We start from the raw sequence: 12,550 nt of genomic DNA, 5'->3' as shown, positions 1-12,550 counted from the left end.
AATTGTAAATAAAAAAGAGCAGTAAGTGAACTGCTCTTTATATATTTAGAATGTATAAGAAACGCTCGTAGAAAACCCTACGCCTCTTTGAAACGATTGAAGAAGTAAAGACGCTTCATCTATAGCAATTTTATTTTTAGTTCCTAGTTCTCTTCTATAAACTGGGTTTAAAATGTTGTCCACTGAGAATTTTAAATTCCATTTTTTGTCAATAACACTACTCCAAACAAAGTCAAGTTTGTTAAATGGTTTTTCATAAATATGATCGTAACCAGCGACACCAACTGCAAATATTCTATCTCCATAAACACTGTAAACCAATGAAGCAGTATTTTTCCACTTATCATTGTTACTAAATTCGTATTTTAAATCAGAATTAATCAACCAATTAGAAGCACCTTGTAAATCTCTTTTTTCATAAGTATCAAAGTATCCTACACGATTTTTATTTACTACTGCTTCAGTAAGCATTAAAGAAGTATTGAACCCAAAAGACAACCCTTTTAAGTTTTCATTTATTCTTGACAATTGCAATAGTACTTCAAATTCAGCACCAAATAAAGTAGCGCTATCATTGTTAAAGTAGGTTATGGTTTGCCCACTTCCTGTTGCGCTTGCTTGAATGGTTCTTTCGATTGGATTGTCAATATATTTTGCGAATAAAGTAGCAGCAAACATTTCGTTTTTAGTTGGGAATAACTCAAATTTTAGGTCTGCATTGTAATTCTCACTATTAATTAAATTTGAATTACCAATTTCTGTAGTACCATCCGCATTAATAAGATTTATATCCAAGCTTTCAAATAAAACTGGTTTTGTGTAGGTTTTAGACGCAGCAAAACGAACATTGCTTTTTTCTGTCGCTTGGTATTTTATATTTAAAGAGGGTAACACATATAATTTGTCAAGATTTTTCTTTCTGTATGGACTTGAAATTGGATCTGAAATGGTTCTGTATTTAAATTCTCTGATAGTATTTTCTAATCGGATTCCAGTGTTGAATTCTAGTTTTTCATTTAAATGAATTAACAAGTTGGTATACACCCCATCCGCTCTTTGAAAAACTTTAGTTTTATACTCACTAGAAGATTCTTCTTGGAAATAAACTCTATTTGCAGCAATGTCTTTTTGAATTTCTGCATCGATATTGTTAGCAGCAACGTTGTAAGGAATAGATGCTCCATTTGGTTTACCAAAAGCAAAACGAAATTTAGAAATTAAATATTCTGCAAAACCATTATAACCAAAAGACAATTTGTTTTTTAAATCTTCTTTTTTACCAAATTTTAAATTGTATTCAAATTTTCCTGATAAGTGAAAATTATTATCAATATTAAAAAATTGTCTAATTAAATTATTACTTCCGTATTGGGTTTCGATTTGGTTTGCATTTACTAATTTACCAGTTACAAATTTTCTATCTGGCTGATTGTAATTTGTTCTTGTGTATGAAATACCAGCGTTTATAGAGTGCTTATCATCAGCCGTTATTTTATAATTACCAAATGCTTGGTTAGTAAAAAACTGTGTTTCTTCGTATTGATTTAGTCTAATAAATTCATTTGGATTTTGAACAGCAGTTCTTGTATAACCTACTTGATCTTGAATGATATTTTCGGTTGTTTTTAAAAACAAACTATTAGTAAACAAGTTTAAACGATCTGATTTGTACTGAAGACCAAATAAAGCAGAAGATTGTGTTTGAAATTTGAACTGTTTTCTATTTAAATTGTTATCATAAATTCCTTGTCCTTGAGAAAATGTACGATCAACACCTTCTCTAATTTGGTATTTATTTTCAAAGTTAGTAGCGAAATTATAGTACAATTTTTGATTGTTTTTGCCTATTTCAAATTTATCAGAATGACTTAAACCAAAACTTGTATTCAATGGCGACTGTTTTTTTGTTACGTCCCAAGTAGAGTCAAATTCATTGCTAATTCTAGCTGATGGAATTGTACCATATTCTTTTGGAATTGCTCTTTCTTGTCCCCCAAATCCAAAAAAACTTTTTGTGTTAGTTGCATCATTGGATAATAAAAAGTCACTTAAGTTATTGTTTGTTGTGAATCCGGTTCCAAATGAAATTTTAGTTTGACTTTCAGTTGGTTGAGATGTTGTTACATCGATTGTTGCACCTGAAAAATCCCCATAAATATCAGGATTGAATGTTTTGAAAACATCCATATAACCCACAACGTCTGTAGGTAATTGATCTAATGGAATAATTTTTTTAAATGGACTGTTAGATGGGACAGCTAAATAATTAATTAACAAGTTATTGTATCGATCTTCTAAACCTCTAATGAATAATCCTTTAGAATCTACTTTTGAAATCCCAGTAATTTTGGTTAGCCCTTCTTCTACATCGCTAATTCCTTTAGCTGATAATTCTTGAGCACCAATACTTTGTTTAATTGCAACGGCATTTTTTTGTTCTAGCAATAGAGCAGTTGCTTTTTCTCTATTTACTTTGGCACGTACTACAACATCTTTCAAGGTGTAATTCCCAGATCCCAAAGTTTTATTGATTACAACTGTTTCGTTTGATTTTATAGTTATTGGCACTTCAATATTTTCATAACCAACAAAACTAAATTGGATAATGTAATTTCCTTCATTAAGATTGATGGAATATTTACCATCCATATCTGTGTTTACGCCAATTGAAGTTCCTTTAATTACTACATTTGCAAATGGAAGAGGTTGGTTGTTGGATTCTTTATCAAGAATGGTTCCGCTAACTGTACCTTTAGATTGTGCCAAGCCTATGCTGCACATTAATAATGTAAATAATACAAATTTTAATTTCATTTTAAAGTCAATTTATTTTTTGCAAATAAACCGCTGCACTGTTATTTGTAAGTTACTAAGTTGTTATTTTTATGACAACTTAATATTACCAAATTGTTACTAGATTAAATTTAGGTTAATAAGATTTTCTGTATTTAAATTATCCTATATTTACACCACATTAAGTTTATAAAACAACAAATTTAACTGGAACCCACAACAAAATGACTAAGAGTAAAGCTAAAATCTTATTGGTAGATGACGAACCCGATATCTTGGAAATAGTTGGGTTTAATTTATCTCAAGAGGGATACAGAATAGTTACTGCAGCTAATGGCAAAGAAGCTATAACTAAAGCTAAAGCAGAACTTCCTAATCTAATCATTATGGATGTTATGATGCCTGAAATGGACGGAATAGAAGCTTGTGAGGCTATTAGAAAAATCCCTGAATTAGAGAATGTCATCATCACTTTCTTAACCGCTCGTAATGAAGATTATACTCAGGTTGCTGGATTTGATGCTGGAGCTGACGATTACATTAGTAAACCGATCAAACCAAAACTATTAGTAAGTAAAGTGAATGCTTTACTAAGAAGGTTTAATGAACAACAAAAAAGCACAGGTACATTAAGCGTGGGCGGAATCGAAATCAATCGTGAAGAATATAAAATAATTAAAAACGGTGTTGAGATTTCATTACCAAGAAAAGAATTTGAATTATTTTATTTATTAGCTTCTAAGCCAGGAAAAGTATTTAAAAGAGAAGAAATTTTGGATACAATTTGGGGAAATGATGTTATTGTTGGTGGTCGTACTATTGATGTTCATATTAGAAAATTGAGAGAAAAGATAGGAGATGATTTTTTCAAAACAATTAAAGGAGTTGGATACAAAATAGAAGTCTAAACCATTTTAAAAAATAGTAGTACTTTAGACAACGCATTTTTTGCGTTGTTTTTTATTTATATGGATATGGTTGTTAAAAAAAGTTTTAAAAGAAATTATCGTTTTGCATTAAGATCTGGCTCTTTAATAAGTATAGTAGCTGCTTTATTTGGAATGATTTTACTTCGATTCACTTTCAAAGAAGAAAAGAATGCGGTTTTATTATATGGATTAATTTTCTTCTTGATTTTGTTTTTCTTCTCTTTTTTAGTCTTGCAATACAGAATTGAACGGTTTATTTACAACAGAATTAGGAAAATTTACGACGATGTTGCAATGCTAGAATCGGCAACAGGGAATCAGCCCATAGCAACTGACATGGAGACGCTATCCAGAAAAGTAAAGAAATTTGCTTCGGATAAAAAATTAGAGATCGAAATGCTTCAGGTTAGAGAACAATACCGAAGAGAATTTTTAGGCAATGTTTCCCACGAATTAAAAACACCTCTTTTTACAGTTCAGGGTTACTTATCTACTCTTAATGAGGGTGCAATGGAAGATAAAGCAATTTTAAAAAAATACTTAGAACGCGCTGAAAAAGGAGTTGAGCGTTTAATATATATAGTTGAAGATCTTGATATGATTAGTAAGTTAGAATCAGGAGAATTGAATCTAGAATTTTCCGATTTTGACATCGTTGAACTAATTCAAAGCGTTATCGACATGCTTGAAATGAAAGCAGCAAAAAAGAACATTAGCTTAGTACTGGAGCAAAATAATAAGCCAATGTGGGTATGGGCGGACAAAGATAAACTCCAACAAGTGATTATCAATTTAATTGTAAACTCTATTAAATATGGTAAAGTAGATGGAGAAACTGAAATTTCAGTTACTGGATTTACAAGCAAAAAATTGTTAGTACGATTTACGGATAATGGGGAGGGAATAGAATCGCAAAATATACCCCGACTTTTTGAACGATTTTATAGAGTAAACAAGAGTGGCTCAAGGTCTGAAGGAGGTTCAGGGCTTGGACTCTCTATTGTCAAGCATATTATTGAAGCACATAAACAAAAAATTTATGTGGAAAGTGAGTTTGGCAAAGGTTCTGAATTTTCATTTACTGTCGATAGAGCGCACAAACAATTTAAAAAATAATTTAAGAATTAGCATTTTTTCATAAAATAATTTTATACTTATTTTAAATATTTTAAATGGTTTAAACAAGATTAATGTTAATTTTGTTTGAATGAAAAAACTGGCTAGTATATTTCTTTTTTTATTTGTTTTATTTTTAATTTCACCTACAGTTGTTAGTGCTATTGAAAATGATAGTAGTATTTCTATTGTCTGCGATTTTTCTGAAGAAGAACAAGTTCAGAAAGACATCAAGCTAGTTTTTTATTTTGAACAAATTCCTAACAGACTTTTTTTACCATCAACAATAAGCAAATTTGTATCCTCTGAAAACCCAATTAAACAAAAGGATGTTTCTTTAGGAATTTTTATACCACCTCCAGAACTAAGTTAAAATAGTATTTATTTTGAAACAAATCGTTTTAAAATCATTCTTTGCACTCTCAACCTGTGCTTTATTTTATCTATAATTTAGTTCAATATCATGTCAAAAAAAATTAATCTTTTTTCTCACTTTAAATCCGATTTTGCCTCTGGTCTAGTTGTTTTTTTAGTAGCTCTTCCATTGTGTTTAGGAATTGCGATGGCTTCAGGGGCTCCATTATTTTCAGGGATTATTTCTGGAGTAATTGGTGGTGTAGTAGTAGGCTTTTTAAGTCAATCACATATAAGTGTTTCTGGTCCTGCAGCTGGATTGACAGCAATTGTTTTAACTGCAATAACTGATTTAGGAAGTTTTAATTTGTTTTTGACGGCTGTATTTATTGCTGGAATAATTCAATTAATTCTGGGGTACATAAAAGCGGGTACAATATCGAACTTTTTTCCTACTAATGTAATTGAAGGAATGCTCGCCGGAATTGGAATCATTATAATTATGAAGCAATTACCCCACGCAATAGGATTTGATAGCGATTTTGAAGGAGACCAATCCTTTCTTCAGTCAGACGGGAACAATTCAATTACATCATTACTCTCTATTTTTGATTTTATCCAAATAGGTTCAATAATAATTGCTTTAATTTCATTATTTGTTTTGATTATTTGGGATAAAGTTCCAGTTTTAAAACGATTAAAATTAATTCCTGGAGCATTAGTGGCTGTAGTTTTAGGGATAATTATTAATGAATTGTTTATTCGTACTGGTAGTCACTTTGCCATTGGTAAAGAGCATTTAGTTTCTTTACCATCACCAGCTTCTTTAGACGACTTTCAACAAATTATTGTGTTTCCTGATTTCGCCGGAATTGTGAATCAAAAAGTTTGGTTAGTGGGAATTACAATAGCAATTGTAGCTTCAATTGAAACATTATTGTGTATTGAAGCAGCTGACAGAATGGATGTGCATAAGCGCTATACTGATACTAATGTAGAGTTGAAAGCACAAGGTGTAGGAAACATTTTAAGTTCATTAATTGGGGGGTTACCAATGACATCAGTTGTAGTTCGTTCTTCTGCAAATAGTACTGCTGGTGCAAAGTCTAAGCTGTCTGCTATCATCCACGGAGTTTTGTTATTTGTGAGTGTAATTACAATTCCTTTACTTCTCAATAAAATTCCATTAGCTACATTAGCAGCTGTATTACTTTTAGTTGGATATAAGCTAGCTAAACCAGCCACATTTATTCATTTTTGGAAAAAAGGAAAGTATCAATTTATTCCATTTATAGCTACTTTGATTGCAGTTGTTTTTACAGATCTTTTAAAAGGGGTAGTTCTTGGGATGATTATTAGTGTTATTTTTGTTTTGAAAGGAAATCTTAAACGGGCATATGTGTTTAGAAAAGAGGAGTATATCGACGGAGATGTTATTCATATTGATTTAGCACAAGAAGTTTCTTTTTTGAATAAAGCCGATATTAAAGAAACTTTAAAAAATATCCCAAATAATTCTAAGGTAATAATTGACGCATCAGATACCGTTTATATCGCTCATGACATATTAGATTTGATTCATGAGTTTAAGACAATTAGAGCTAAAGAAAATTCAATAAACGTTCAAATTAAAGGCTTTAAAAAGACTTATCAATTAGAAAACAGTGAAGAGAACCATGTCACTATTGAGCATTATTATGATGCTCTTAAAAGAAAAATGGTTGAAAAAAAAGTTGGTAATTTCAAATAGTAGGCTTTAAGTTTATTAATAACAACAATTATTATGATAGATTTTTATAAAAAGATTTTAGACAATAATGCCAAATGGGTTGAAGATTCACTTAAAAAAGACCCCAATTATTTTAAAGATTTAGCCAAAGGGCAAACCCCTCCATTATTATGGATTGGTTGTTCTGATAGTAGAGTGCCGGCTAATGAAATTATAGGAGCTAAACCAGGAGAAGTTTTTGTTCACAGAAATATTGCTAATATGGTAATTCATTCTGATATGAATATGTTAAGCGTTCTTGATTACGCGGTTAATGTTCTTAAGGTAAAACATGTATTAGTTTGTGGTCATTATGGTTGCGGAGGAGTAAAAGCCGCTATGGGTAATGATTCTATTGGAATTATAGATAATTGGATCCGACACATAAAAGATGTTTATCGTTTGCATAATGAATATTTAGACTCTTTTCTCGATGAAAACGAAAGATTTAATAAATTTGTAGAACTCAATGTTAAGGAACAGGTTTTCGATTTGGCTAAAACCTCGATCGTTCAGTCTGCTTGGAGAAAAGGACAAGAATTAACTTTGCATGGCTGGGTTTATGGATTGAACTCAGGATTTGTAACTGATTTGCAAGTTAATATAAGTTCAGAGAAAGATTTAGATAATGTGTATCAACTTAAATTTTAAGAAAATGAAAAAGACAGGTATTGTATTGAGTTGTATGGTGTCGTTTTTTATGTCCGCTCAAACTCATGATTTAGTAAAGCATAATGGCGAAAAAATGGCTGTTAATTTGATTAAGCAAGAAACCAATTTGGTATACTTTTCAATGCCAAATAGTACAGAAGTTGAAAAAATAAGCAAATATGCTGTTGCGTCACTCACAAATAAATCTAATGGAGAAGTCGCTACGATTTCAAATAGAATTAATTGTGAAGATAAAGCTAATTTTAACGAAGTTGTTTTCTTAGAACAGTCTCAAACTATAGGTTTAAAAAAAGGAGAATCAATTAACTCTTTTTTTGGCGTTACCAAAGGTCAAGCAGATTATGATGTGAAGAAGATGAAGAAAAGAAGACTTCAAGAAAAGGCAGCAAGTTTAAAAAGCCCTTTCGTAGTTATTTTATCTGAGAAACCTGACGAAACAAAAGCAGTTTTGTATCAGTATTAGTACATTTTCATAATTATAAAAAAAGCACCTTATTAGGTGCTTTTTTTATTAATGAATTATTCTTTAGTGACAATTTGCATTGTTTCTCTACTAATTTGTTTTAATAATACTGTTTTGTCTTTTTCAACAGTTGTAGCTGCCGATTCATCAAAGTGTCGAATGGTATACAAGGTAACATTTTCTTCAAAATCGACTTTAAACTTTTTAGAAAGTATAGCATTCAATTCATTGAATTGTCCAAATTTATCTTCGACACATACAGAAAAACTAATTGCCGAATTTTGAATTAAGTTCACTTTAATTTTGTGAGCATGAAATAATCCAAAAATTTCACTAATATTTTCTTCCATTATAAAAGAGAAATCAATGGAAGAAAGCGATATTAATAATTGGTTTCTTTTTACTATAAAACAAGGTAAATGCGGTTCTAGATCCACGCCTTTAGAAACACTTGTTCCTTTTAATAAAGGATTTAGAAATGACTTTACATACAAAGGAATTTCTTTTTTTTGTAAGGGCTGTAAGGTTTTTGGGTGAATTACAGATGCACCATAAAAAGCCAACTCGATAGCTTCACGATAGGAAATTTGATTCAGCAAACTTGCGTTTTCAAAATAACGTGGGTCGGCATTCATTACTCCTGGAACATCTTTCCAAATGGTTACACTTTCTGCATTCAAGCAATAAGCAAAAATTGCTGCGGTATAATCAGAGCCTTCTCTCCCTAAAGTAGTAGTAAAATTATTTTCATCAGACCCTAAGAATCCTTGAGTAATATTTAGAATTTTTGGCGCGATATTTTTTGAAATGTTTTTTTGAGTCAATTCCCAATCTACTCCAGCATCTCTATAATTAGCATCCGTTTTAATGAAATTTCTAACGTCTAACCATTGCGTTTTTATACCCATGAAATTCATGAAGTGACTTAAAATGGTTGTTGAAATTAATTCGCCATAACTTACAATTTGGTCGTAAACAAAATTATAATTTGGGGATTTGTTGTGCGCTAAAAAATATTCTAAGTCGGAAAATTGTTCATTTACAGCAGCAAAAACTGGATCGTTTTCGTTCTCAAACAAATCTAAAACAATCTGATTGTGGTACTTTTTTATTTCCTGAACGGATGAATTTAACTCATTCGATTTTTCGAAGTAATTTTTGATCACAACTTCCAATGCGTTAGTAGTTTTACCCATGGCAGAAACCACCAATAAAACATCTTCGTAACCTGCTTTTTGCAATACGTCATACACGTTTTTGATACCATCGGCATCTTTTACAGAAGCCCCACCAAATTTGAATATTCTCATAGTTTATTTGCTATTTTAATTTATTTTCAACAAAATAATGAATACTTTCCTCATCCATTTGTGCTATTTTCCACTCGTCATAAACCTTCGCTCCAGAGTTTTCATAAAACTCAATAGCCGGTGTATTCCAATCCAGTACAGCCCATTCAATTCGTCTTACTTTATCTATTTTTCCCTGTTTAATAATTTCTGAATACAATGCATATCCAATACCTGTTCCTCTAACACTTTGTTTGACTACTAAATCTTCAAGATGAATTGTTTTGCCTTTCCAAGTAGAATAACGGTAATAATACAAAGCAATGCCAACAATTGTTTGATCTACTTCGGCAACAAATACATGAAATAATGGATGAGATCCAAAACCGTCTCGGATTAAATCATCTACTGTAATCACTACAGCCTCTGGTTCTTTTTCAAATTCGGCTAATTCTTGGATTAAATCCAAAACCGCTTGCATATCCTCCGGTGTTCCTTTTCGTACGATCATTTTTTTTGGTTTTAGATTTAATTTTTAAAAACAAATTGCATCTTAATTGGAGTAACAAATATACAATGATAGGCCACTTCATACTATAATTTGTATCATTTTCACAAAAAACACACTATTTGTTACTTCCAATTTGAATTACTGCACTCGATTTCATTAAAAAAGCCCCTTAACTAAGGAGCTTTTGTTTTATATAATTTTTAAAATGGGATTATTTATACATATTTTTCATTTCGTATATAAAGGTATCTAAATCCGATTTTTTCTCAATTAGTTTCAATGCTTTTCTAACAATAAATTCTACGTTACTTGGAGTAAATCCTAAAGCAATTCCAAATTTTTCTAATAATTGTAATTGTCCTTCTCCTAATTCATCATCAATATAAACCATTCGGCCTAGATCAAATAAACGCTCCAATCGTTCATTGTAAGAATAAGGCGGATTTATTGGATACTTGGTTGGATTTTCTAAAATCTCCTCGTATTCTGAATTTGAAATTTCAAGATTAGCGGCTAGTTTGTCTAAAAATGTTTTCTCTTTAACTGATGAGTATCCATCAGCAAGTGCTACACGAGCTATTGCTGAAAAATGACCTTTGTTTCTTGTTTTGAATTCGCTATCAAATAAATCTGAAAATGACATAATAATTGTGTTTAATGATTACCATAAAGGTACAAATTTTTACAAAAAACAGACTACTTTCATTCGTAAATTCGGAATGTTTTTTATTTGTGAAACTATTTCTCGGGCTATTAAATTCACTTTTTCAAAATTAATTGTAAGTTTACCAATAATTAGAAATTTGAAAAAATATGTCAGAATTTTGGGTTTACTTTCAAATTGGGTTGCATCATGTTTTAGACATTCAGGCTTACGATCATGTTTTGTTTTTGATGGCCTTAGTAATTCCTTTTACTTTTAAGGACTGGAAAAAAATTATCCTCTCGGTTACTTTATTTACTCTTGGACATACGACTGCCTTGGTTTTTTCTGTGTACAAAATTTTAGTCGTCAAGGCCAGTTTTATTGAATTTCTAATTCCAATCACGATACTCTTAACCGCTATTTATAATTTAGCCAGTATTGGAAAATCAAATAAAAAAGGAAAAATTAATTGGGTTTTTTTAATTACGCTTTTTTTTGGAATCATCCATGGATTTGGTTTTTCTAATTACTTTAATACGTTGCTAGGAGGCAGTTCCAATTCTAAATTAGTTCCTTTGTTAGAATTTGCATTAGGAATCGAAGCGGCACAATTAACAGTTGTTTTGGCTGTTTTAGTATTGGCTTATATTGTGCAAACTGTCTTTAAATACTCTAGACGCGATTGGATATTAGTAGGTTCGGCATTTATCGTCGGAGTTGTATTACCGATGATTATAGAAAGTGAAATTTGGAATCAATAAAAATGGAAGATAAAAAATTAAACAAATACGATAAAGCGTATTTAAGGATTGCCAAAGAATGGAGTTTGTTGTCCTATTGTAAACGCAAACAAGTAGGTGCTATTATTGTAAAAGACCGCATGATTATTTCAGATGGTTACAATGGAACGCCTTCGGGTTTTGAAAATTGCTGCGAAGATGAAGAAGGTTTGACGCGTTGGGACGTTTTACATGCCGAAGCGAATGCTATTCTTAAAGTGGCACGTTCAACACAATCTTGTGAAGGAGCTACCTTGTATATCACTCTTTCTCCATGTAAAGAATGCAGTAAGTTAATTCATCAATCTGGAATTAAACGAGTAGTGTATCACAATGGATACCGTGATGATTCGGGACTTCAATTTTTAATTAAAGCCGGAATTGAAATTGAACAAATTCCTGTTTTAGAAGAATAATTATAGCTTTTTTTTAATGCTGTCATGTACTTGAACAGCTATACCATCATTCCATAGCGTTAGTAAATCGGTAGCTACTGCTGCTCCACTTCCTGCTGCAATTGTCAACTGACTTCGACAACCCGCTAAAGTTCCTATTACATAGATGCCTTCAGTTACTTTATGATCGGTATTTTGTAGTTGAATTCGTTGTTTTTCAGTCAAAGATTTTTGGTGTGGCACCACAAATTCAGTAAGACCTTTAATATCAAATGTATTGGCAGAACCAACACCTACAATTATATATTTTGTCTGGTAAGTGTTTTTATTTGAAATAACGGTAAATTCAGGAAATGCTCCTTGAATTTCAATTATTTTTTCATTTGGAATTTGAATAATATGCGGGTACAATTCAGAAAGATGTGCAGTACTTTCGTCTAATAATTCAGAACCTAATTTGCCTGGAGCAATTCCATAAGCATTATTGAAAACGGCTTCTTGTAATGCGGAAGATTTTTGGTGGGTGAAAATTCCAATTTTTTTATTTGAGGCAATAGGTTTGTTTTTTGCCGAGCCTAAAACAAGTGCGCAAGATATCCCTGAAACGCCACCTCCAATAATTAATGCGTCAAATTGATTATTCATTCATTCTTTTTTCAATATCCTTAGACATTCTGAAAATCAATAGAATTAGAATAGCACAGATTGAAGCTCCAATGCCGATTAAAGCATACATACTATCGCCTTCAAAAAAATGAGAAATATCAAGTCGGCTTATGTTAAACAATAGTAAAGCAGACGCTAAAAAAATCAAAATTGTTGTAAAAATCTTCAT

14 protein-coding genes are annotated in these 12,550 nt (G+C 31.2%); 8 read left to right on the top strand and 6 right to left on the bottom strand.

The window, feature by feature from the left end; translation table 11 throughout:
• Positions 1–45: 45 nt before the first annotated feature.
• Positions 46–2,814, bottom strand: a complete 2,769-nt coding sequence (locus tag LPC20_RS01480; protein WP_229325796.1) for a TonB-dependent receptor — start codon at positions 2,812–2,814, stop codon at positions 46–48.
• Between the two features lie 203 nt (positions 2,815–3,017).
• On the opposite strand from LPC20_RS01480, the gene LPC20_RS01475 reads away from it, so the two are divergent.
• The 6 genes from LPC20_RS01475 to LPC20_RS01450 all read left to right on the top strand — a co-directional run bounded on the left by LPC20_RS01475 (position 3,018) and on the right by LPC20_RS01450 (position 8,095).
• Complete coding sequence (locus LPC20_RS01475; RefSeq protein ID WP_229325794.1) at positions 3,018–3,701, top strand: response regulator transcription factor; 684 nt, start codon at positions 3,018–3,020, stop codon at positions 3,699–3,701.
• A gap of 66 nt (positions 3,702–3,767) precedes the next feature.
• Positions 3,768–4,838, top strand: a complete 1,071-nt coding sequence (locus LPC20_RS01470) for a sensor histidine kinase (RefSeq protein ID WP_229325793.1) — start codon at positions 3,768–3,770, stop codon at positions 4,836–4,838.
• Positions 4,839–4,929: 91 nt separating this feature from the next.
• Positions 4,930–5,211 carry a hypothetical protein gene (locus LPC20_RS01465; RefSeq protein WP_229325790.1) on the top strand — a complete coding sequence of 94 codons (282 nt, stop codon included), beginning with the start codon at positions 4,930–4,932 and terminating at the stop codon, positions 5,209–5,211.
• A gap of 90 nt (positions 5,212–5,301) precedes the next feature.
• Positions 5,302–6,942, top strand: coding sequence for a SulP family inorganic anion transporter (locus LPC20_RS01460; protein ID WP_229325788.1), 1,641 nt, complete (start codon positions 5,302–5,304; stop codon positions 6,940–6,942).
• A 33-nt stretch (positions 6,943–6,975) separates the two neighbouring features.
• Positions 6,976–7,611: a carbonate dehydratase gene (gene can / locus LPC20_RS01455; RefSeq protein WP_229325785.1), complete on the top strand. Its 636-nt coding sequence runs from the start codon at positions 6,976–6,978 to the stop codon at positions 7,609–7,611.
• A gap of 4 nt (positions 7,612–7,615) precedes the next feature.
• Complete coding sequence (locus LPC20_RS01450) at positions 7,616–8,095, top strand: hypothetical protein (protein WP_229325783.1); 480 nt, start codon at positions 7,616–7,618, stop codon at positions 8,093–8,095.
• A 56-nt stretch (positions 8,096–8,151) separates the two neighbouring features.
• Here the strand turns inward: LPC20_RS01450 and LPC20_RS01445 are convergent, their stop codons facing one another.
• The 3 genes from LPC20_RS01445 to LPC20_RS01435 all read right to left on the bottom strand — a co-directional run bounded on the left by LPC20_RS01445 (position 8,152) and on the right by LPC20_RS01435 (position 10,538).
• A complete protein-coding gene (locus tag LPC20_RS01445) occupies positions 8,152–9,405 on the bottom strand; it encodes an aspartate kinase (RefSeq protein WP_229325781.1) in 1,254 nt (417 codons plus the stop codon).
• 10 nt (positions 9,406–9,415) lie between these two features.
• A complete protein-coding gene (locus LPC20_RS01440) occupies positions 9,416–9,895 on the bottom strand; it encodes a GNAT family N-acetyltransferase (protein WP_229325779.1) in 480 nt (159 codons plus the stop codon).
• A gap of 211 nt (positions 9,896–10,106) precedes the next feature.
• Positions 10,107–10,538 (bottom strand): TerB family tellurite resistance protein, encoded by a 432-nt coding sequence (locus tag LPC20_RS01435; RefSeq protein WP_229325777.1) that lies wholly within the window; start codon positions 10,536–10,538, stop codon positions 10,107–10,109.
• 170 nt (positions 10,539–10,708) lie between these two features.
• Between LPC20_RS01435 and LPC20_RS01430 the strand changes: the two genes are divergently transcribed.
• Both LPC20_RS01430 and LPC20_RS01425 read left to right on the top strand, forming a co-directional pair.
• Positions 10,709–11,302, top strand: a complete 594-nt coding sequence (locus LPC20_RS01430) for a HupE/UreJ family protein (protein ID WP_229325775.1) — start codon at positions 10,709–10,711, stop codon at positions 11,300–11,302.
• 2 nt (positions 11,303–11,304) lie between these two features.
• The gene (locus tag LPC20_RS01425) at positions 11,305–11,736 is read left to right on the top strand and encodes a deoxycytidylate deaminase (protein WP_229325773.1); all 432 of its coding nucleotides are present in this window, start codon (positions 11,305–11,307) and stop codon (positions 11,734–11,736) included.
• Here the strand turns inward: LPC20_RS01425 and LPC20_RS01420 are convergent, their stop codons facing one another.
• Positions 11,737–12,360 (bottom strand): FAD-dependent oxidoreductase, encoded by a 624-nt coding sequence (locus LPC20_RS01420; RefSeq protein ID WP_229325771.1) that lies wholly within the window; start codon positions 12,358–12,360, stop codon positions 11,737–11,739. It abuts the gene before it with no gap.
• A complete protein-coding gene (locus LPC20_RS01415) occupies positions 12,353–12,550 on the bottom strand; it encodes a hypothetical protein (protein WP_229325769.1) in 198 nt (65 codons plus the stop codon). Before LPC20_RS01415 ends, LPC20_RS01420 begins: the two co-directional genes overlap by 8 nt.

The sequence above is a fragment of the Flavobacterium ammonificans genome (assembly GCF_020886115.1).
GTDB classification, from domain to species: domain Bacteria; phylum Bacteroidota; class Bacteroidia; order Flavobacteriales; family Flavobacteriaceae; genus Flavobacterium; species Flavobacterium ammonificans.
The sequence above is the reverse complement of the archived record's forward strand: the minus strand, read 5'-3'. Positions and strand labels throughout refer to the sequence as shown.

Excerpts from the sequence above, each read along its gene's own strand:
- LPC20_RS01480 (WP_229325796.1), bottom strand. The coding sequence starts at position 2,814 with ATGAAATTAAAATTTGTATTATTTACATTATTAATGTGCAGCATAGGC.
- LPC20_RS01475 (WP_229325794.1), top strand. The coding sequence starts at position 3,018 with ATGACTAAGAGTAAAGCTAAAATCTTATTGGTAGATGACGAACCCGAT.
- LPC20_RS01470 (WP_229325793.1), top strand. The coding sequence starts at position 3,768 with ATGGTTGTTAAAAAAAGTTTTAAAAGAAATTATCGTTTTGCATTAAGA.
- LPC20_RS01465 (WP_229325790.1), top strand. The coding sequence starts at position 4,930 with ATGAAAAAACTGGCTAGTATATTTCTTTTTTTATTTGTTTTATTTTTA.
- LPC20_RS01460 (WP_229325788.1), top strand. The coding sequence starts at position 5,302 with ATGTCAAAAAAAATTAATCTTTTTTCTCACTTTAAATCCGATTTTGCC.
- can (WP_229325785.1), top strand. The coding sequence starts at position 6,976 with ATGATAGATTTTTATAAAAAGATTTTAGACAATAATGCCAAATGGGTT.
- LPC20_RS01450 (WP_229325783.1), top strand. The coding sequence starts at position 7,616 with ATGAAAAAGACAGGTATTGTATTGAGTTGTATGGTGTCGTTTTTTATG.
- LPC20_RS01445 (WP_229325781.1), bottom strand. The coding sequence starts at position 9,405 with ATGAGAATATTCAAATTTGGTGGGGCTTCTGTAAAAGATGCCGATGGT.
- LPC20_RS01440 (WP_229325779.1), bottom strand. The coding sequence starts at position 9,895 with ATGATCGTACGAAAAGGAACACCGGAGGATATGCAAGCGGTTTTGGAT.
- LPC20_RS01435 (WP_229325777.1), bottom strand. The coding sequence starts at position 10,538 with ATGTCATTTTCAGATTTATTTGATAGCGAATTCAAAACAAGAAACAAA.
- LPC20_RS01430 (WP_229325775.1), top strand. The coding sequence starts at position 10,709 with ATGTCAGAATTTTGGGTTTACTTTCAAATTGGGTTGCATCATGTTTTA.
- LPC20_RS01425 (WP_229325773.1), top strand. The coding sequence starts at position 11,305 with ATGGAAGATAAAAAATTAAACAAATACGATAAAGCGTATTTAAGGATT.
- LPC20_RS01420 (WP_229325771.1), bottom strand. The coding sequence starts at position 12,360 with ATGAATAATCAATTTGACGCATTAATTATTGGAGGTGGCGTTTCAGGG.
- LPC20_RS01415 (WP_229325769.1), bottom strand. The coding sequence starts at position 12,550 with ATGAAGATTTTTACAACAATTTTGATTTTTTTAGCGTCTGCTTTACTA.